Consider the following 20370-nt stretch of genomic DNA (forward strand, 5'->3'; position numbering starts at 1 on the left):
ATTTTAGTTATTGTTGTTCGGATACGATTCAAAGAAAGAAGTTGCTACAAAGTAATTTTCGTCTTGATTGTGTGAAGAGCAAGAATAGTAATACAATGTGGAGCATAGTTCCACGCAGGAGGTATTCTACATGGTAGAAGGTACAGTTAAATGGTTTAACGCAGAAAAAGGTTTCGGTTTCATCGAAGTTGAAGGTCAAGACGATGTATTCGTTCACTTCTCTGCTATTCAAGAAGAAGGTTTCAAGTCTCTTGAAGAAGGTCAAGTTGTAAGCTTCGAAATTCAAGAAGGTCAACGCGGACCTCAAGCTGCTAACGTTCAAAAAGCATAATTCAAAAAAAGCTCCCGTCCCGGGAGCTTTTTTTTTGGTCATGATTTGTCTCAAACTAGGAGGGAGCAGAGTCGCGTTTGCGAGGCTGCCAGGAAGTTCTTCCGCAAAAAGGTAATCAGCATCGCTCCCGACGTCAAGAAAAAAAGCTTGCGGTATTTTTCCACAAGCCCTTAAAACATGCTCCCGTATATGGTATTGTTTACTCTTCCTGCTCTGTTAATATAAGAGCTCCTTCTTTTGTAATTGCAATGGTATGCTCAAATTGTGCGGATAGTGAACCATCGAGAGTACGGGCGGTCCAGTTATTATCATCCATCTTATTCGCGTACGTCCCAATGTTAATCATAGGTTCAATTGTAACCACCATTCCCTCTTTTAAACGAGCTCCTTTTCCAGCTGCTCCGAAGTGAGGGATGTATGGATCCTCATGAATCGTCTCTCCTATTCCGTGACCGGTAAAGTCACGAACTACAGAATAACCTTCCCCTTCCGCATACGATTGAATGGCATGCCCTATGTCTCCAATACGGTTTCCCGGTTTGGCCTGTTCAATTGCTTTGTACAATGAAGTTTTCGTCACTTCCAGCAGTTTCTCAGCTTCTTCACTGATTTCTCCAACAGGATGAGTCCAGGCGGAATCTGCCAGGGCACCGTTTAAATTAACAACCATGTCAATCGTTACAATATCTCCATTATTCAGCTTTTCATCCCGGGGAAACCCATGACAGATCTCATCGTTGACTGAAGCACAGGTGGTGAACTCATAGCCTTGATACCCTTTTTGTTCCCCCTTGGCCCCATGCATTTCTAAATATCTCTCTACGAATTTTTCGATTTCCATCGTTGTTACCCCAGGTTTAATAAAACTTCTTAATTCTTTATGAACTCCTGCAAGCAGTTTACCTGCTTCGTGCATCAATTCAATTTCCCGTTTACTTTTTCTTTTAATCATACGCGATCCCTCTCTTCACCTAACTCTATATCCTATTTCCCTCTAGTATCATAACGAAAAATTCCGAACAAAACCAGTGCAGCCGTTTAAATCTCTTTTATTATAGCTGCAGGGTTCCCGCCGACAAACACATTCGGTGGAACATCTTTCGTAACAACAGCTCCTGCCCCAATCACCGCTCCATCACCTATCGTCACACCCGGGTTAATTACTGCGCTGCCTCCTATCCATACATCATTGCCGATTGTAATTGGCTTAGCAGATTCAAGACCTGTCGCCCTCTCTTCCTTACCTAAAGGATGAGTTGCTGTATATACTTGAGCGTTAGGACCAAACATTACCCGATCCCCTATCTTAATCGGACACACATCTAAAAATACACAGTTAAAATTAGCGAAAAAGTGATCACCAACATGAATATTATAACCATAATCACATTGAAACACGGGCTCAATGAAAGCTCCCTCCCCGCTCGATCCCAGCAAATCTGCAAGCAGCTGCCCCCGGTAATGACTGTCAGTTACTTTAGATTGATTATATTCATATAAAAGCTGTCTTGCTCTTTGACGTTCGTAAACCAACTCTTCATCCCAAGACTTGTAAGGTTCTCCTGTAAGCATTTTTTCTTTTTCAGTCATTTTTTATCCCCCTGGTATTATATTAAATATTGTCTTCTTTCTTTACTTTACCATACTGATTCGCTAACCTTAGAACAATTAGGAGAGGTGATAGCATGAATATAAAATTATTAACAGGTGACGATGCAAAAGCTTATAGAGAACTAAGGCTGGAAGCGCTCTTAACGAACCCGGACGCATTTCTAACTACTTACGAGCAGGAAAAACAGCGGCCCGATCCGATTAACTTTACAGCTGAACGGTTAGACAGTCCAAACTCAAAGACAGTTGGCGCCTTCGATCAAGATCAATTAGTTGGGATTGCTACTCTTACACAGGAAAGACATCCCAAATGTCTGCATAAAGGCTCGATAGTAGGGGTTTATGTTACGGCTGCTCATCGTCGAAGCGGTACTGCAGAAAAGATGATGAAGGAGCTTATCGAGAAAGCTTCTTCATTTAAAATAGAGATTATACAGATCGGAGTCGTTACAAACAATAAGCCCGCTGTTCGATTATACGAGAAATTAGGTTTTCGCGTGTTTGCAACGGAACGTCATGCGATTAAGTTACATGACCGTTATTTAGACGAACAGTGGATGGAGTATTTTATATAAAACCTCCTGAAACCTTCAGCACTTTTACTCGTATTACTAAGTAACTATAGTAAGCAGTCAAGATGAAACCAAAATTAAAACCATTTAGACATGTTTTGTTTATTTAAGCGATATAACTTTAGAGGACGTAATAAAGAACAAAGGGGATTGCTATGATTGAAATTGCAAACATTACGAAACAATTTCCCGGGAAAACAGCCGTAAACGACTTATCACTTCAAGTAAATAATGGAAAAATCTTTGGATTTTTAGGTCCAAATGGAGCAGGGAAATCGACTACCATCAAAATGATGACAGGCATTCTTCCCATAGATAAAGGAAAGATAACGATAAACGGCAGCAACATTTCCACTGAACCACTGAAAGCTAAATATAAAATAGGATATGTCCCTGACCGCTCTGACGTTTTTCTTCGGTTAAAAGGAGTGGAGTATTTAAATTTTATAGCGGACGTTTACGGCGTATCTACTGATATGAGAAAAGAAAAAATTGATTACCTGACCAAAAATTTCGGAATCTATGAAGCATTAAACGATCATATACTTACTTATTCTCACGGCATGCGGCAGAAAATTGTGGTTTGTGGTGTTTTGCTGCACGAACCTGAAGTATGGATTTTAGACGAACCTTTAACAGGACTTGACCCCAAATCCTCCTTTACCTTAAAAGAAATGATGCGTGAGCATGCAGATAAAGGAAAAATTGTCTTCTTCTCGACACATGTGCTCGAAGTGGTAGAACAGCTTTGCGATGAAGTGGCTATCATTAACAATGGTCAGATTGAGTTCTTAGGCGAAATGTCAGAAATGAAACGTCAATTTAAAGACGACGAAAACTTAGAAAAGGTTTTCCTGGAGCTTACACAAAATGAATAAAACATTAAAACTGATTCGTCTAATGCTGAAAATGCAGTTCTCTATGGCCGGCAAAAGCTCAAGCGAGAAAGTCGGTTATCTCTTTTTACTTCTGTTCAGCATACCTTTTTCCATCATGATCTTTTATGCTATGGACGGTATTATCGGGGGGTTATACGATGTACTTGAACCTTTAAATAATCAGAGCTTCATCTTAGGACTATTATTTATCTCTATGTTTGCTGTCTTTACCATAGTAAGTATTGGTTCGATTATCAGCTCTTTTTACTTTGCAGAGGATATTGAGTCGTTTATCTCACTTCCTTACCATCCCTATCAAATCATGATTGGCAAATCTGCTGCCCCCTTTATCACCTTATATATTACAAATATAGCTATTCTAGGACCAGCGTTGCTTATTTACGGTTTTCACAGCGGGGCAGGGGTTCTATATTTTTTGTATGCTTTATTAATCTGGCTGATTACCCCGGTCCTTCCTTTCGTACTGACAGCCATTGTTATTATGTACCTTATGCGTTTCTTAAACCTATCAAAAAACAAAGACCGCATTAAAATATTTGCAGGATTACTTATGTTTGTGTTTATTATCGGATTTAATATTGTTCTTCGATTAGATACAGGCTCTAATCAAGCAGGAGAAGATCTGGGACAGTTGGTGATGGAGAGCAATGCATTACTGGAAATCATAACAGCCCTATTTCCTTCGGCTTACTTAAGCTCGATTAGTTTAACACAGCCGGACAGCCTTGCAGGCATTTTCTATTTATTTCTTCTCTTCATTTTAACTGCAGGTGTATTTATGATTTTCCTCACTGCAGGTCAAAAATTATATTTTAAAGGCGTGCTTGGATTATCAGCAGGTTCCAAAAATCGCTGGAATGAGAAAAAAGTAACGAAGCAGATCAAACAAAAGAATATCTTATATATGAGTTGGTTAAAAGAAATGAAGGTGATGCTGCGCACCCCGACATTCTTTACTCAGATTATTGTTCAGTCTTTGGTTTTCCCTGTGTTATTTATCGTTATTGTAGTTTTTGATACTGGAAATGGGGGGTTATCTGCCGGCGGTTTAAGCACTCTTCTTGCTGGAACTGAGCAGAAGTATATTATCCTTGCCATGCTTGGATTTACCGTTTTTGCTCTCGGTATTAATCCCGCTTCAATATCGTCAGTATCCCGGGATGGGAAAAGCTGGTTTAATCATTTATACCTGCCTATTCAACCAAGTACAGTGATCTACAGCAAAATAATTGCGGCTTTTACGATTAATTTACTTACATTAATCGTTCTAAGTGTGATTGGAATCATATTTATCGATCTTCCCTTAAGCATTGTATTAGTATGGTTTGCATTATCCTTAACAACAAATTGGGTAACAAGTGTCATCGGCACCTCGCTGGATTTATACATGCCCAATCTTAATTGGACAGACGAGCGCGAAATATTTAAAGGCAGAATGATTGGGATTCTGGCGCTGATCGTAGAAGTTGTAGTATTTGGAATTATCCTTCTTATTCTCTGGAATGTTTCTTTTATTACGGGACTTTGGGGAACTTCTGCTTCCCTTCTCGTCATCCTCACCGGGCTTACTTTGACTAGTCACATCATCCTAAAAAAAATGATCTATACACGCTACACCGCCATTGCTTCATAAACGTAAAAGTCAGCCGAAATTAAACCGCTGACTTATTTTATTTGGATGTTCTTATATTTCTCAATCCAATCATATGGAGAATCAGTTACCTGATAAGAGAATACCCCTCTTATCGTATGGAGGTAAAAGAATCCAATTCTTCCGGATAAAGGACGGTATGATGCATCATGCACGTCTTTGAGATGGAACTCTTCAAAAGGAGTGACCACGCGATCATGATAAAGGTCAACGGAAGCTGACTCTTCTACATAATTCTGCTGATTATTTTTGATCTTACGGTTCACCCATATGATGGGTTGTGAACAAATCAAATGATCCCCCCTCACTTTTTATTCAAGGTTAGCTATTTCCATGTATCCTCTAAAACTCTTAACCAGTTACTAAAGGCAATCTGCTCCACCTCTTTTTCGGAAAATCCGTTTTTAAGAAGAGTATCCATCAACTTAGGAACGTAGGAAACATCCATTAATTCATTAGGCAGCGTGGTTCCATCAAAATCAGAACCTAAAGATACATGCTCTGCTCCAATTAGATCAGCAATATAACGAATATGGCTTACTACCTCTTGTATAGCTGTGTCACGATTCATCTTTCCGTCAGAGCGAGTCATATTTACGCTGTACGTCACGCCGACAACACCATTAGACTTTGCAATCGCCTGAAGCTGCTCGTCTGTTAAGTTTCTTGAAATTGGACATAAAGTATATGCATTTGAATGGGTGGCCGTCACTGGAGCAGTGGACAACTCTATTACATCCCAGAACCCCTTTTCGTTTAAGTGAGAAGTATCCAGCATAATACCAAGCTCATTACATTTCCGGACAAGGGCTCTGCCTTCTTGCGATAACCCCGGACCAATATCTCCAGTCGAAGGATAACGGTATGGAACTCCCTGCGCAAAAGCATTCGGCCGGCTCCACACTAACCCGAGCGAACGCAGGCCCATTCGATAATAATTTTCTAAGTTGCTTAAATCAGGCTTAATTGCTTCGGCTCCTTCAAAGTGTAGAATAGCAGCCATTTTATTATGTTGAATAGCTTTACGCAGCTCAAATATGTTTTTTACGATACGGAACTTATGATTTGAGGAGGCTTCTATCTGATACAGCAGATCCGTCATCTCGTCTGTAACCTTTCTGCACGCCTCTGTGTCTACAGTTTCAGGCAATGGAACATCATACCCGTCCGTCGTTAAGTAGTCTTCTGGATTAGGCAGAGAAAGCCCGGAGTGAGGGGGTGGAAAAACGGCAAAAAAACCGCCGAGCATCCCGGCCTGCACGGCTCTTTGAAAATCAATATGTCCTTTACTAACCCTTTGAAAAAAAATGTCCGAGTCCGAATTATAATTCATATAAATGTTCAGCAGCGTGTCATTGTGTCCATCAAAAAAAGATTGAGTCAAGCTGAAATCCTCCCTGCGGTGTTATTGAGTGCCTGCTTCTTCTTACCGAATAAAGAGCTCATTTATGATTTGTCAATTAGATCGTACAGCTTATATACCTTACCGTTCTCAATCGTTTTTTCTTTAGAGATTACATTTAATAAGACTTCAGCTACAGTATCCGGCGAGCGGAGCTGCCCCTCTTCCTTCAGCTTTTTAAATTTATTAACATCAGCAAAAGCTGATTCTTCAGAAGCCCTAATTTCGCCCTGCATATCGGTATCCACTACTCCCGGACTAAACGCAATGACAAAATGCTCTTTCCCCGCTTTTTCTTGTTCCATGGCACATGTTGCAGTGAATTGATTAATTGCCGCCTTACCACTGCTGTAAACACTCCATCCATGAATTGTTTTTTCGGCAGCTCCAGAAGTTACATTAATAATCCCTGCTTTTACTTTTTGTTCATCAGCTTCTTTTAATAGACGATTCATAAACAATATTGGCGCTGCTACATTTATTTGTAAATGCTTGTTCACTAATGAGCTTTCCAGCCGCCCTACAGTCTCAATTGGATCGATAACCCCGGCATTATTCACAAGATAAACCATTTCAACATTATTTTGAAAAGCTAAGTACATCACCTTATCAATTCCCTGAGTCAAATCGTCTGAATCATTCAAATCGCAACGGATATGTGAGTAAGTTACTTTATTATTATCAGCCTTGTTCTTAAGATTATCATTGTAGGTACGCGACAGACCGATTACGTGTATATCTTTTTCCATAAATTTAGAGGCTACAGCTTCACCAAGTCCCCTTGAATCACCCGTTACAATGGCATACTTCATTCTTAAATTCCTCCTTCATCATCTATTCTTTCCCCTGACATTTCCAGATCAAACTACTCGTTTGTATATACCTTTACAATACACATCTTTAACGTATATGATTGTGAAAGATTACCCAGGTACTTTGAACAAAGGAGCCCGCCATGAAATACTTATACTTATTTATTATATACTTAGGAGGACTAGTTGTTTCAAGTCTTGGCCTTGCCTTAATTATCCGCTCCGGACTAGGTGTAGGCCCAGGCGACAGCATAGCAGTAGGTGTTTCTATGCATACCCCTATTACAGTAGGAACAGTCATGATGATCGCCTTTATCATTCTGCTGCTGGTTAATGCGAAGCTGGAAAAGAAACGTCCTCAATTAGAATCGCTGCTGCCAATTATTGTTCGAGGCACAAGCCTGGACTACTTTTTATATGGATGGCTTGGCAATGCGGAATATGAAGCCTGGTATTCTCAATGGGGGATTTTCGCTCTGGGTCTTTTAGCCACTGCAGTTGGGATTGCTGTTTATTTGCGTACTCCTTTTCCAAGAATACCTCTTGATCACTTCATGATGATTTTAGATCAGAAAACAAAGCAGTCAAAAAGCACTTCCCGCATATTTATCGAATCAGGCATGGCTCTTATCGGGTTCTTATTAGGAGCACCGGTAGGAATCGGAACTTTAATAGTTGCCCTCGGTCTCGGGCCAGTTATTCAATGGTCCTACCAGCTTTCCAGACCCGTTGCTGCTATGTGGACAGATTCCGCAAGAAAAAAACGTGAACCCGTATAACGGATTCACGTTTTCTTTATGCTTCCTGCTCTTTTGACGGTTTCGCCTTATAGACGGGGACACCGATTTTATCTCTCTTAATAAGAAATTGAAGACCGAGCAGAACAACAAATACTGACAACCCAATTACATCACTCATCGTACTAGGATAAATGAGGGACAACCCGCCTGCTATAGCAGGTATCCTCTCATACCAGTCCATTTTTCTGTACCAGTACCCAACCATACCGGCGCCAATTGCAATCATTCCTGATACTGCAGTGAATAGGATCCAAGCAAGCTCAAATGCGTTATCCACTCCAATCATAAGGAGCTGGTTTTCCAGCACAAACATATAGGGAATAATAAACGCTGCTATCGCCAGCTTAGCCGCCACAAACCCGGTTCGTATCGGCTCTGATGAAGCTACCCCTGAAGCTGCGAATGCCGCTAAGGCAACAGGAGGAGTAATATCGGCAATGATTCCGAAATAAAACACAAATAAGTGAGCAGCTAAATCGGTTACACCCAGTAAAATTATGGCCGGCGCTGCAATGGTAGAAGTGATGACATAGTTTGCAGTCGTCGGTGATCCCATTCCAAGAATTATAGCAGCCACCATTGTAAAGAACAGTGTCAGCAGAATTTGTTCATTGGCTAAGTCTACCAAACTATTAGCTAATTTAAGCCCTAGTCCTGTTTTTGTTACTACACCAACAATTATACCCGCAGCTGCAGTTGCAGCAACAACCCCAAGTGCGGTACGAGCGCCATCCACAAGAGCTTCGATGGATTCAGCCAGGTTCCCATCAAATAAATAGCTGACGAGGACTGTAACCATCCCTCCTACTACAAATGCTTGAACTAAATCAAATCCGCCCGCTGTCATTCCATATACAGCGTATCCGGCAAAACCTGCGATAAAAGCAATAACATAAAGCTTGCGGAATTTCTCTTTGCGCAGTAATCCAACGACAATAGTTGTTAGGATTCCGTATAATGCCGCACGCATTACACTCATCCCGCTGCTTAAGAAAATAACAATAGCTACGATCGGAAGCAGCAAATAAAGCTGCTTTAAAACCGCTTTTTTATTAGGGATTTCTTCCTTGGACATCCCGCTTAAACCAGTCCTCTTGGCTTCAAAGTGGGTCATAATCCAAATGCCTGTAAAATATAATATGGCAGGAATTAATGCTGCCTTAGCAATAGCCCAGTAATCGACTCCGATAAATTCTACCATTAAGAAGGCAGCCGCTCCCATAATCGGAGGCATCAGCTGGCCGCCTGTTGATGCTGCAGCTTCTACGCCGCCTGCGAACTCACGCCGGTAGCCCAGCTTTTTCATCATAGGAATCGTAAATGCACCGGATGTTACTACGTTAGCTACTGAACTTCCGCTGATCGTCCCCTGAAGCGCACTTGAAAAGATGGCAACCTTAGCCGGCCCCCCTGTCAGTCGGCCTGCGAGTGCAACGGCCAGATCGTTAAAATATTGCCCTACGCCGGTTTTAACAAGAAAAGCTCCAAATAGTAAAAATAAGAAAATAAAAGTAGCTGACACTGCAATTGGTGTCCCTAATATCCCTTCAGTTGTAAAGTACATGGATTGAACTAAGTTGTCCACGTCCACTCCTCTATGAATTAGGAAGCCCGGCATCTGCCTCCCCCAGTAAGCATAGACAAGAAATAAAACAGCAATTATTGTAATAGGAATGCCCACCGCTCTACGGGTAGCTTCAAGAACTAATAATACAGCAGCTACGCCAACATAGAAATCAATCGTAGTTAAAGATCCTGCCTGCGTAACGATTCTTTCATAAAAGAACAGCCAGTATGTGCCGACTACCGCGCTGGCTGCTATGAAAATCCAGTCATACCAGGCAACTTTGCCTAATCTTCTATTCGTTTTTGTTGCCGGGTATAATAAGAAAATTAATACAAGTCCAAAACCAACGTGAACGGATCTAAGGATTTGGGCAGGCATCGGGTGAATCGTAGACGAATATAATTGGAATAAAGAAAAAGCCAGCAGCCCGATAAATGCGAGTCTTCCTAACCAACCGGTTAACTCTCTTCCTCCGGCATCCGGGTCATACTTTTCCATAATTTCTTGTTGTTTTTCGGTCGATATCGTTTTGTTTTCCTCACTCATCGAGCGTCTCTCCTCTCATCAATTCCCAGTTCGATACGTGTTGAGGAACGATTCGAATAAACGAACCGGCTCCCAGTATGTCTTTTAAGAGATAAGATTTTTCTTTATATATGATGGTGTGATCAGCCCGAACTTGACCGATCGATAGGTTAATAGACTCATGAAACCCGTTTAAGTCAGAAATATAATACTTTCCATCTTTTACTTCAAACGTTTCTCCTTCCTCAGCATTCGACGGCATACCAATAGCTGTATCCTCGTAAATCATTTGGACAGGGTAGAGCCTTCCTTCTCTAACTTCGTATTCCTCCACCACATCAGATAAATGTACGGAGTGTGTAAATTTAAGTTTGAAATGCTCAGTTTCTGTTATGGGCATATAGGCATTTGACCCCTGCCGATCTATAGGCTCAAACGTGATTACTGATCGGTAAGGATAAAATGCCCATACAACCGCCAGCACAACTGCTGCCAAACTAATGCCTATTATGATAAGGTAGAATTTTTGATGCTTCATTATGAATCCCCTGCACTGTAACGTTTAGTAAATCAAGCAATTATTTCCTATAACTCTAATACATGAGAAGGGACTGCGCCCAGGTTTTATCACATTTTCAGCAACTTAACCTGAGACAGCCCCGCAAGACTTTTATTTATTCTTCTGCTTCGATTCCTTCTTCATCAAAATACTTTTGCGCACCAGGGTGAAGGTCTACTCCTACACCATTTAATGCGCTTTCTGCATCAATCTCTTCACCTTTATCATGAGAAATCGCATCCGTGTTTTCAAAGATGGCTTTTGTAATATCGTAAACGACATCTTCACTTAAATCGCTGTGGGCAACAAGCATAGCCTGCACTGCTACAGTTGGAACAGCTTCTTCTAAGCCGTAAGTTCCTTCGGGTACTTCATCTTCAGAGTAGTAGCTGAACTCGTCCATTAGTTCCTGAGCTTTATCCTCTGAAACACTGACGATGTTTACGTCTACAGAAGCTGCCAGACTTTCAACGGCTCCTGTTGGTGTACCAGAAGTAATGAATGCTGCATCAATTGTTCCGTCTTGAATACCCGTAGTGGAATCACCGAAATCAAGGTCACGGGCTTCAATGTCTTCTTCAATGTCCAACCCATGAATATCCAGGATGTTATCAGCATTTGCATAAGTACCGGAACCAGGCGCACCTACGGAAACCGTTTGTCCTTCTAGATCTTCAACAGACTCAATTCCACTGTCCTGAGTGGTTACAATTTGAATCGTTTCAGGGTACAGGGTGCCGATCGCACCGAAATCTTCGTTCGCTTCATCAAACATAACTTCACCTTCAGCAGCGTATGAAGCAATATCTGTTTGCGTAAATGCGATCTCACCATCACCTTCGCTCATTGAGTTCATGTTCTCTACTGAAGCCCCTGTTGATGTTGCATTCGCTTCTTCTACTCCATCCACGTTATCATTAATAACCTGTGCAAAAGTACCTCCCAGCGGATAATAAGTACCTTCTGTACCACCAGTCAGGATTTGGATGAATTCCTCATCCGCTCCGCCTTCTTCACCATCTCCGCCTTCGTCGCCGCCATCAGATGTGCCGCCGCCACAGGCAAAGAGTACAAGGGAAAGCGCTAACAACATAGTGATAGTTAACAAGCTTTTCTTACTAAACATGATCATTCCTCCCCTAATTTTTTTATGACAACATTTAATCTTCAAACCGTTTCGTCGTTATGTACAATTTGAAAATCAAATGATGGTCCACTAATGTGATGAAAGTTCACACACAGGAGACAACATTATTTTACACGAAAATTACAAAATTTAAAACAGCTTATCAAAAGATTACAACGTTAATACGTTCGCTATAAAGTAATCTTAATTTTCTAACAGGTGGTTGTCAAGAAATAACAAAGGGTGCACAGACCAGTACACCCTTTGCTAAACCTTATTTTTTCAATTCTAAATTTGTAATTCCACGTTCTTCAAGTTCGTCTCCTAATTCCTCTTCTATTTGTAAGCGTCTTTCGATCATGTCATCTGACAGAGGAGCACTGAGATCTCCATATTCCTCTTTCAATTGCTTTTCTGAAAGCTTCTCTATGAGCATATCCCAGAAGCTGAACTCTTCATACTCGTCGACATACTTTTCAAATAGTTCTCTTTCATAATCAGTTTGCAGATCATGCACTTCAAAAGCATCCTGATAGTTAATTTTTTCCTGGAGTCCTGCATCTTTATACTTCGACAGTATCTTTTCTCGGATCTCTTCAAAATCTTCATCGAGCTCCAATTTTGTTGAGTTAACCATCCAGGTTCCCAGAAAAACAGCTTCTACCAATGTTTTATATTGCTTCTCATCTAACTCAAGGTTAATCTTTTTCATGATAACCCTCCTGCTGTTAATATAAGCAGGGTTATTATATCACACCTAGACTTCCTTAGCGAAAATCGAGGCGGACTCTATAATGCCGGCGTCCTGTTCATATTTCTCCTGCATCTTTCTGGTTATCTCTCCAACCATGCCCTCACGAACCGGTTTTCCGTCAACCTTAATGATCGGTGTAACTTCAGCCGTGCTGCTCGACAGAAAGAGTTCATCCGCATATTGAATATCCTCCACACGGAAAGCTTCTTCTATAAAAGGAATACTCTCTTCTTTGCAAAATTGCTCCACCCGCATACGCACACAGCCGTGTAATATATTCTTCTTGGCCGGATGAGTGTGTACTTTTCCTTCCCGTACGAGGTAGATGTTAGAAGAACTGCACTCTGTCACTTCACCGTCTTTGTGTAATATCGCTTCAAAGCAGCCTTGTTCACTGGCCGTCTGCTTTGCCATAACGTTTGGCAGCAGATTCAGACTTTTTATATAACACCAATCCCATCGGACGTCCGGCTCCGTAATAGTCGTTACGCCTTCTCGCATAATATTCATTTTTCTTGGAAGATCCTGAACGTAAGCATACAGGTTAGCCGTTGTATTTAAAGGAAAAGAGTGATCTCTTGGTGCAGATCCTCTTGTTACTTGGAGGTACACTTTCGCATCTGATTCGATGTTATTTTTATTTAAAAGCTCATCCAGATGACTGTACATTTCCTTTTCGGTGAATGGCAGCTCTATTCTTACGGCTTCTGCAGAACGATATAACCGTTCCACATGTTCATTTATTAAATAGTACTTACCATTATATACGCGGATCACTTCATAAATGCCGTCTCCAAACTGCAGGCCTCTTTCTTCAAAAGGGTAATTCAAATCATCTTTTCGGACAAAGTTTGTTTGGGTTAACACGTAATCATACACACTCATCATAATGCCTCCTGTTCGCAGTTACTGTAGTAACGACTAGTTTACCACAGTCGTTGAATTCATGAAATCTTATCAACGATAAGAACTGCCTAAATAAGGTCATCCGGCGAAGGATGACCTTATCTTTTCTACCTATAAATATTTCTTCTGCACTCTTTTGCCTCCATAACTAAAGGCTACTTCCCGATCCTCCACTTTCGTTTCTAAGTGAACAGGACGTCCCCAGAGCTGATAAATATATGGCATGGTTTTCTCCAGATATGTTAAATCAAGTTCTACATCTTCATAATGATGTTTTAAATAAAGCTCTCCGCTCTTCATAAAGTCGCCGTCTTCAACAGTTATATAAGGAAATCCACCATTCACCCTCATAGTGACGAGCTGATCTCTTATAGTTTCATGGTCTTTGTCGGTTATTTTATATTTTTGTCCTTGTTTTTGAAATAAATACATGTCTTCGTTTCTGACTAATTCTTTCGTTAAATAATTACGTATAAAGCTTTGGTCTGACTCCACTTCACGCACTTCAAACATTTTTTCTCTTCCAGATCCCGGCAGAACTCCATGTTTTATCATTTCTTCTGTAGGGTTATCATACCGCTGTTCAATATCTTCAAAAATTTTCAACCCTAAGTAATAAGGGTTTAATTGAGTTTTAGAAGGCTGCACCACACTGGCGTTTAACTTCGCAAAGTCTATGGATTCTCCACTCGTTAAATCCATTTCTCTAATGATGCGCGCGTGCCAGTAGGAAGCCCACCCTTCATTCATAATTTTAGTTTCGAGCTGAGGCCAGAAATACAGCATTTCTTCTCGCATCATCGTTAAAATATCGCACTGCCAGTCCTCGAGTTCCCTGCTGAACTGCTCTAGAAAAAGCAATAAATCCTTTTCAGGCTGTGGAGGAAACTTCTTGCTTTTCTTAAACACGGGCTCTTCAGGTGACTCACCTAATTTCCACAAATCATCGTAAGGGGTTCGTCTTCTCTTACTCACTTCCTCAGGTTCATCTTTCTGCCAGGTCAATTTAGGCCGTACCAGTGAAGGATCAATGTGTTCCTGAATGGCGAGCACTGCATCCAGAAAAGATTCTACTTCTTCTTTACCGTGTTTCTTCTCATAGCTTGCAATTCGTTCAGCTGTGGCAGCCATACTTTCAACCATATCCCGCTTCGTATTTTGAAAGCGTGCGTTATTTTTAAAGAAATCACAATGTGCTAATACATGAGCTACAATTAATTTGTTCTGAATTAAACTGTTGGAATTTAACAGAAATGCATAACAAGGGTTAGAGTTAATGACTAATTCATAAATCTTACTCAATCCTAAGTCATATTGAAGCTTCATTTTATAGTACTGTTTACCGAAGCTCCAATGAGAAAATCTTGTGGGCATACCATAAGCTCCAAATGTATAAATAATATCGTCAGGGCAGATTTCATAATGCATTGGATAGAAGTCCAAACCAAAGCCGTCTGCTATTTCAGTGATTTCGTTGATCGCCTTTTCTAATTCAACTTGATCTTGCGGTTTCAAGTTGCCCCCTCCTTTAAATTACATAGTTATCTATATGAAGAAAAACGATCTAAATGAACAAAGAGGGGGTAATTTTCACTTTTTCATTTTTTGAAACGAGAAGCAGCACCGTTAGGAAAACAAAGGCGCAGGCTCTGGCAGACAAGAAACGCATAAGCAAAACTTCTGGAGGAAGGTATCCTTCCCTTTCGCAAGGCTGATGGCTTATGCCTCTATTTAAAGAAAGTTTATTCACAGCTCGAAATTTATAATTTCCAGGAGCACAAAAAAGGTCAGGTTCTCGGTATAGAGAAGCCTGACTCTTTTATTATCCCTCTTGATCAGGGAATATGCGGTCAACCATTTCGCCAAATTCACGGAAAAAACCTTCAACAGGTTCTCCATTATCCACATCGTTAACGTAGTTATTCGTTAGGTCAACAAAGTCTGGGTTAGTGGAAATATACACGTTATCAATATCTTGATCAGTGTCTTTTACAATATCCGTAATTTGTTTTTCAACTTCATCAGAGACTTCATCTGTCTCTCCATCTTTGCCATCTACCTCAGCAGCCACATAAGCATTATCACGCGTTTTTAATACATAGGCATCTTCTACACCTTTAACATCCTTGGTGATTCGTTCAGCTGCACGCTCTGCTACTTCATAATTCGTATTATGCTGCATACCACGATCGTTCTCTTCTCTGTTTTGAGGAGCTTCCGTGTTATCCTGATCTGTTGTTCGTTCAAAACGCGTATTTTCTACTCCATCATAATTTCCAGCGTTATCTTGTCCCTCTTCTTGTTCAGCCTGACAAGCTGCTAATGAAAACACGGCTACAAGCCCAAGAGTAAATACTTTTAATTTCATTTTCATCTTCCCTCCTTCCGTGGTTACACGTAGTATGTGTAGGAAAAGAGGAAATATGCGATTAAAAAGGCAGCAGCCACCAAATATGTAGAAAGATCATGTATAACAGAAGCATCGCGTGAAAAAATAATAAAAAGACTGGAAATAATTTAAATTCATCATTCAGCTGTTTAAAACTTTTTCTTAAAAAAACGACGGCTGCAGTAAAAGCTATATAGAAAAAAATAAACCATAAATGATAATAGCTTGTTGTTTGTTCAACAGCTAACTCATATCCTGCAGCAAAAACACCCCATGGTACTATGTATGCAGCTGCTGCAACAGCGACCCACATGGCTTCACTTCTATGATAAACAATTGTAACCCCTGCAACAATTAAAGCAAGAACCGCAAGAATCTCAGTCATGATAACCAGTGCATCCTGGCCGCCGGTAATCAATGATAATAAAATGAAAAAAATAAAAGCTGTCACACTGCCAAAGTTAATCCAAAGCCACTGCCTTTCTGTCATTGAACCAATTGCTCCTTCCATTGTTCCTATCGAATCCCTTCCCGACAAAATTTGATTTTTATCCATCATTTCTATGTGTCGATTTTTCCATTACTGTGAAGAACTCTCTGATTTGTAGTTACCCTTCGAGGAGATAATAAAAACACTCCTTTCCTAGAAGGATGTGACTTCATGTATCCAGATGACTACGAGAAAGCTCTACACTATATGATCTGGGGCCAGTGGGACGATTTACTCGTCCTTATGGTAAGAACTCGCGATAACATTCTAGCTAAGAAAATTGAGTGTTTTCTTCACGCTTTTCACTACCCAAACCATGAAGCTTCGTTATATGTATCACACGAAAATTTATTACACTATATTGACCATGCCCATGCTACGACAATGCAGGCAGAGTATTATGTGTAAAATGTGCCACCCTTTCTACAAGGGTGGCCTTATTATGTGCGTTCCGGTTTAACTTCTGTATTCACTTTGAAATTTAGATCGAACAAATCTTTCCGCCGGTCGTGCAACTGTCGGACAGTTCCCGACTTCCTTTGCCTTCTTAAAATTTCCAGGTCAACATCACCGACTACAACACTTTCAACATTAGGGTTACATTCTCCCACGATTCCGTCCCGTGCAAATTCAAAATCAGACGGGGTATAGATACCTGATTGAGCATATTGGATATCCATATTTTCCACTTCCGTCATATTTCCTACTGTACCAGCCAGCACGGTGTAGACTTGATTTTCCACAGCTCTTGCCTGAGCACAATAACGAACCCTCAAATACCCCTGACGATCGTCGGTGCAGAACGGCACAAAAATAATATTAGCCCCCTGCTCCACAGCATATCTAGCCAGCTCAGGGAATTGAATATCGTAACAAATTTGAATGGCAATTTTCCCGCAGTCTGTATCAAAAACTTTTACGGCATCACCAGGCTGGATCCCCCACCACGTACGCTCATTAGGAGTAATATGAATCTTATATTGCTTCTCAATTGTACCATCACGCCTGAACAAATAAGAGATGTTGTAAATTTGTTCATTTTCCTCTACAAAATGGGATCCGCCAACAATATTGACATTATATTTGACCGATAAGTGTGTAAACATTTCAATATATTCCTCCGTATACTCGGACAATCTTCTGACCGCATTAGAAGGAACTTTCTCTTCCAGGAAGGACATAAGCTGAGTGGTAAAGATTTCAGGAAATACTGCAAAATCCGCTCCATAATCAGCAGCCACATCTACATAATACTCGCATTGACGACTGAACTCTTCAAAGCTGTCGATGTTTTTCATCATATATTGAATAACCATAATCCTCACGGGATGACTTGTTTTAAAATGACGCTTTGTACGGGCCTGGTAATCAATATTATTCCATTCCATTAATGTAGCGTATTTTGAAGATAAATCATCGTCTGGTAAATAATTAGGGTTGATCCGCATTACAGCAAAGCCGTTCATAATTTGAAATGTGAGAACAGGGTCATAAATATTTTGATTACGAACCTCTTCTACATATTCTCTTGGTGATAAATCATCCTCATGTTTATGGTAATTCGGAATTCTCCCGCCAATGATAATACTTTTTAAGTTATACTCCCGGGCTAACTCCTTCCTCGCTTCATACAGCCTTCTTCCAATCTTCATGCCGCGGAAATCAGGATGTACCATCACTTCAATTCCATATAAATTATAACCATCGGGATCATGATTGGTGATATAGCCTTCGTCCGTAATGTCATCCCACGTATGCTTGTCATCATACTCATCGAAATTAACAATCAAGCTTGAACAGCTCCCGATAATGGCCCCGTCATATTCCACAACAAATTGTCCTTCAGCAAATTGACGTAAGTGGCTTACTAAGTGTTCTCTCTTCCATGGATCCATATTTGGAAAGCATATCTTCTGTAATTGAAGCAGTTGATCAATATCAGAAGCTGTCGTGTTTCTGACAATCATTTTTTTCTCAAATTGGGATAAATCCAGCTTAGACATTTTTTCAAAATTCCTTTCTACTTAAAGGTTATATTCATTTTAACGGAATGTTTGTACATACCATTTAATTGCTTCGTTCCATTTACTATTGAACAATTTTTCTCTCCAGTAGAGGTCAGCTGTCTGAACTATGGCATTATTCCGAGCTGGATAAGGGTGTACAATACTGGAAATCGCTTGAAACTTTTTATTAAGGGCTTTAAGCGTCCCTACCTCCTGCATCCATTCTCCAGCTGCCGGTCCAAACGCATGGGCCCCGACAATTTTACCTCTTCCTGTCGTCAAAACTTTAATGAGACCCGTTTTATTTCTTTCTGCCATAAAACGATCAGAAGTCTCAAGCTTTGTTTTAAAAGTCAGTAATTGATCTCCATACTTCTCCCGAGCTTCTTGCTCAGTCAAACCAAGATGGTATAATTCTGGTGTGGTATACACCACCCAGGGGACATTCTCATAAGATGCCTTTCTCGTAAGACCAAGCACAGCATTCGACACTGCAATTTTCCCCTCCATCCCCGCGGCGTGAGTAAAAGGCATACTACCATTGCAATCCCCTATGGCATAAATATTCTTCTGGCTTGTGCGAAGATGAGAATCGACTTTGACAACACCATTTTCCGTTGCTATTTCTGCATTCTCAAGCTCCAGGTTATCTATGTTTGCTTTTCTTCCTGCTGCAACCAGCAGATGTGAGGCTTGAACAGTTGCAGGACTGCCCTTTTTATTAAAATAAACCGTCACTCCTTCATCGGCTGACTCTACATGGTCGACTTGAGTCCCGGTAATGATTATTATTTTTTTTGCCAGTTCTTTCTGCACCAGATCTGCAATTTCTTCATCTTCTTTAGCCAGAATCGTTTCCGAGCTTTCTAAAAGGGTAGTTTTCACACCTAAGTGGGCTAAAGCCTGAGCTAGTTCCACTCCCACTGCACCGCCGCCGATAACAATAATAGAATATGGTCTCTCCTTAAGTGAAAAAATCGTCTCATTGGTTAAATAATCTACCTGTTCGATACCCTGTATAGACGGAATAGAAGGAGAAGATCCTGAAGCAATGACAATACGCTTCGCTGTAATCAAATCATTTCCTACTTGAAGAGTATGATTGTTCAGGAACTTAGCAGATCCCTCGTATACAGCTACCCCCATATCAATAAAACGCTGTTTAGAATCGTGTGAATGCACCTCTTCCACTGCTTCCTTTACCCGACTCATTGCTTTAGTAAATAACGAATTATACTGGTCCTCTGAGAGGTTCATGTGTACGGACCAATCAACCGCCTCAGAAGCAGCTGTTATTAAAGCTTTGGACGGCACACATCCGAAATGGAGACAATCACCACCAAGCTTAATCTCACGTTCGATCAACGCAGTAGAAGCACCAAAGGAAGCCGCTCCGGCAGCAGCTGTCAGCCCTCCGGCTCCCCCTCCTATAACTGCTAATTGATAATCATACCTCATAGACTACTCTCACCTTTATGCTTCTGCTTATATCTCACAGAAAAATTCTCCATTCGCTTACGATTAACATTAAAATCAGAGCTTCCCACTCTTGAAGCTGATCTAAAATGTAATAATTCATTTTCGTTATCAAGATAAAACTCTACATCATCTTTAAACTTAAGCCATTTGGAAGAAAATACTACATGCAAATAATCAAGCGCCTCGTCTTTAATTTCATTCCGACCCATTTCTTGAACAATTTCTTTTATTAGATTTTTCGTGGTGTTAGTAGATGAAATAAACGGAAGCGCCTCCATTCGTTTATTTAATTGTTCAGACTGTGTAGATACGCAGTTAGGTGACTTTGGACATGGTTCTAAACAACTAAATTTCACTCCTGAGTAAGACTGAGACATCCTTCTTCCTCCTCATCAATGTGTGCTCCGTTTCTATTTATTATGTATTCACTATTTCACCTATAAAAAAACACTTCCACGCGGCTGGAAATGTCGATTGTTTTCGTATGTACT

Annotated in this window: 22 protein-coding genes; 6 read left to right on the plus strand and 16 right to left on the minus strand. The window is 40.6% G+C overall.

The genetic code is table 11. From position 1 onward, the window contains the following. Positions 1-130: 130 nt before the first annotated feature. On the plus strand, positions 131-331 hold the full coding sequence (locus LF822_RS07470) for a cold-shock protein (protein WP_253923351.1): 201 nt from the start codon (positions 131-133) through the stop codon (positions 329-331). 199 nt (positions 332-530) lie between these two features. On the opposite strand, the gene map is transcribed toward LF822_RS07470, so the two are convergent. Both map and LF822_RS07480 read right to left on the minus strand, forming a co-directional pair. Next, positions 531-1283, minus strand: a complete 753-nt coding sequence (map, locus tag LF822_RS07475) for a type I methionyl aminopeptidase (protein WP_253923352.1) — start codon at positions 1281-1283, stop codon at positions 531-533. Positions 1284-1369: 86 nt separating this feature from the next. Then, positions 1370-1921, minus strand: a complete 552-nt coding sequence (locus LF822_RS07480) for a sugar O-acetyltransferase (RefSeq protein ID WP_253923353.1) — start codon at positions 1919-1921, stop codon at positions 1370-1372. 95 nt (positions 1922-2016) lie between these two features. On the opposite strand from LF822_RS07480, the gene LF822_RS07485 reads away from it, so the two are divergent. The 3 genes from LF822_RS07485 to LF822_RS07495 all read left to right on the plus strand — a co-directional run bounded on the left by LF822_RS07485 (position 2017) and on the right by LF822_RS07495 (position 5046). Further along, the gene (locus LF822_RS07485; RefSeq protein ID WP_253923354.1) at positions 2017-2517 is read left to right on the plus strand and encodes a GNAT family N-acetyltransferase; all 501 of its coding nucleotides are present in this window, start codon (positions 2017-2019) and stop codon (positions 2515-2517) included. Between the two features lie 152 nt (positions 2518-2669). Continuing rightward, positions 2670-3392, plus strand: coding sequence for an ABC transporter ATP-binding protein (locus LF822_RS07490; RefSeq protein WP_253923355.1), 723 nt, complete (start codon positions 2670-2672; stop codon positions 3390-3392). Next, positions 3385-5046, plus strand: coding sequence for a putative ABC transporter permease subunit (locus LF822_RS07495; RefSeq protein ID WP_253923356.1), 1662 nt, complete (start codon positions 3385-3387; stop codon positions 5044-5046). The genes LF822_RS07490 and LF822_RS07495 overlap by 8 nt, the downstream gene beginning before the upstream one ends. A gap of 32 nt (positions 5047-5078) precedes the next feature. Here the strand turns inward: LF822_RS07495 and LF822_RS07500 are convergent, their stop codons facing one another. From LF822_RS07500 to LF822_RS07510, 3 genes are all read right to left on the minus strand, one after another. Next, positions 5079-5357 carry a hypothetical protein gene (locus LF822_RS07500; RefSeq protein ID WP_253923357.1) on the minus strand — a complete coding sequence of 93 codons (279 nt, stop codon included), beginning with the start codon at positions 5355-5357 and terminating at the stop codon, positions 5079-5081. A gap of 32 nt (positions 5358-5389) precedes the next feature. Continuing rightward, positions 5390-6448, minus strand: coding sequence for a dipeptidase (locus tag LF822_RS07505; RefSeq protein WP_253923358.1), 1059 nt, complete (start codon positions 6446-6448; stop codon positions 5390-5392). 62 nt (positions 6449-6510) lie between these two features. Beyond that, positions 6511-7278 (minus strand): (S)-benzoin forming benzil reductase, encoded by a 768-nt coding sequence (locus LF822_RS07510; RefSeq protein WP_253923359.1) that lies wholly within the window; start codon positions 7276-7278, stop codon positions 6511-6513. A gap of 143 nt (positions 7279-7421) precedes the next feature. Between LF822_RS07510 and LF822_RS07515 the strand changes: the two genes are divergently transcribed. After that, entirely contained in the window at positions 7422-8057 is a 636-nt protein-coding gene (locus tag LF822_RS07515) for a YczE/YyaS/YitT family protein (RefSeq protein WP_253923360.1), read from the plus strand. A 16-nt stretch (positions 8058-8073) separates the two neighbouring features. On the opposite strand, the gene LF822_RS07520 is transcribed toward LF822_RS07515, so the two are convergent. The 8 genes from LF822_RS07520 to LF822_RS07555 all read right to left on the minus strand — a co-directional run bounded on the left by LF822_RS07520 (position 8074) and on the right by LF822_RS07555 (position 16394). Continuing rightward, complete coding sequence (locus LF822_RS07520; protein WP_253923361.1) at positions 8074-10191, minus strand: TRAP transporter permease; 2118 nt, start codon at positions 10189-10191, stop codon at positions 8074-8076. After that, complete coding sequence (locus tag LF822_RS07525; protein ID WP_253923362.1) at positions 10184-10708, minus strand: DUF1850 domain-containing protein; 525 nt, start codon at positions 10706-10708, stop codon at positions 10184-10186. The genes LF822_RS07520 and LF822_RS07525 overlap by 8 nt, the downstream gene beginning before the upstream one ends. A 136-nt stretch (positions 10709-10844) precedes the next feature. Further along, the gene (locus LF822_RS07530; protein ID WP_253923363.1) at positions 10845-11855 is read right to left on the minus strand and encodes a TAXI family TRAP transporter solute-binding subunit; all 1011 of its coding nucleotides are present in this window, start codon (positions 11853-11855) and stop codon (positions 10845-10847) included. A gap of 274 nt (positions 11856-12129) precedes the next feature. Then, complete coding sequence (locus tag LF822_RS07535) at positions 12130-12567, minus strand: hypothetical protein (RefSeq protein WP_253923364.1); 438 nt, start codon at positions 12565-12567, stop codon at positions 12130-12132. Positions 12568-12612: 45 nt separating this feature from the next. Next, positions 12613-13494: a D-amino-acid transaminase gene (dat, locus tag LF822_RS07540; RefSeq protein ID WP_253923365.1), complete on the minus strand. Its 882-nt coding sequence runs from the start codon at positions 13492-13494 to the stop codon at positions 12613-12615. 132 nt (positions 13495-13626) lie between these two features. Continuing rightward, positions 13627-15030, minus strand: a complete 1404-nt coding sequence (locus tag LF822_RS07545; RefSeq protein WP_253923366.1) for a SpoVR family protein — start codon at positions 15028-15030, stop codon at positions 13627-13629. Positions 15031-15337: 307 nt separating this feature from the next. Beyond that, on the minus strand, positions 15338-15883 hold the full coding sequence (locus LF822_RS07550; protein ID WP_253923367.1) for a YhcN/YlaJ family sporulation lipoprotein: 546 nt from the start codon (positions 15881-15883) through the stop codon (positions 15338-15340). Between the two features lie 61 nt (positions 15884-15944). Then, complete coding sequence (locus LF822_RS07555; RefSeq protein ID WP_253923368.1) at positions 15945-16394, minus strand: hypothetical protein; 450 nt, start codon at positions 16392-16394, stop codon at positions 15945-15947. A 171-nt stretch (positions 16395-16565) separates the two neighbouring features. Here LF822_RS07555 and LF822_RS07560 point away from each other — a divergent pair, with 171 nt between their 5' ends. Continuing rightward, positions 16566-16802, plus strand: a complete 237-nt coding sequence (locus tag LF822_RS07560; RefSeq protein WP_253923369.1) for a YhdB family protein — start codon at positions 16566-16568, stop codon at positions 16800-16802. A 32-nt stretch (positions 16803-16834) separates the two neighbouring features. Here LF822_RS07560 and LF822_RS07565 read toward each other — a convergent pair whose 3' ends face one another. The 3 genes from LF822_RS07565 to LF822_RS07575 are packed head-to-tail and all read right to left on the minus strand — an operon-like array spanning position 16835 to position 20256. After that, the gene (locus tag LF822_RS07565) at positions 16835-18397 is read right to left on the minus strand and encodes a GNAT family N-acetyltransferase (protein WP_253923370.1); all 1563 of its coding nucleotides are present in this window, start codon (positions 18395-18397) and stop codon (positions 16835-16837) included. Between the two features lie 39 nt (positions 18398-18436). Next, entirely contained in the window at positions 18437-19858 is a 1422-nt protein-coding gene (locus tag LF822_RS07570; protein WP_253923371.1) for a dihydrolipoyl dehydrogenase family protein, read from the minus strand. Further along, complete coding sequence (locus LF822_RS07575) at positions 19855-20256, minus strand: DUF1499 domain-containing protein (RefSeq protein ID WP_253923372.1); 402 nt, start codon at positions 20254-20256, stop codon at positions 19855-19857. The genes LF822_RS07570 and LF822_RS07575 overlap by 4 nt, the downstream gene beginning before the upstream one ends. Positions 20257-20370 lie beyond the last annotated feature (114 nt).

The sequence above is a fragment of the Halobacillus sp. A5 genome, from assembly GCF_024189315.1.
In the GTDB taxonomy this organism is placed as follows: Bacteria; Bacillota; Bacilli; order Bacillales; family Halobacillaceae; genus Halobacillus_A.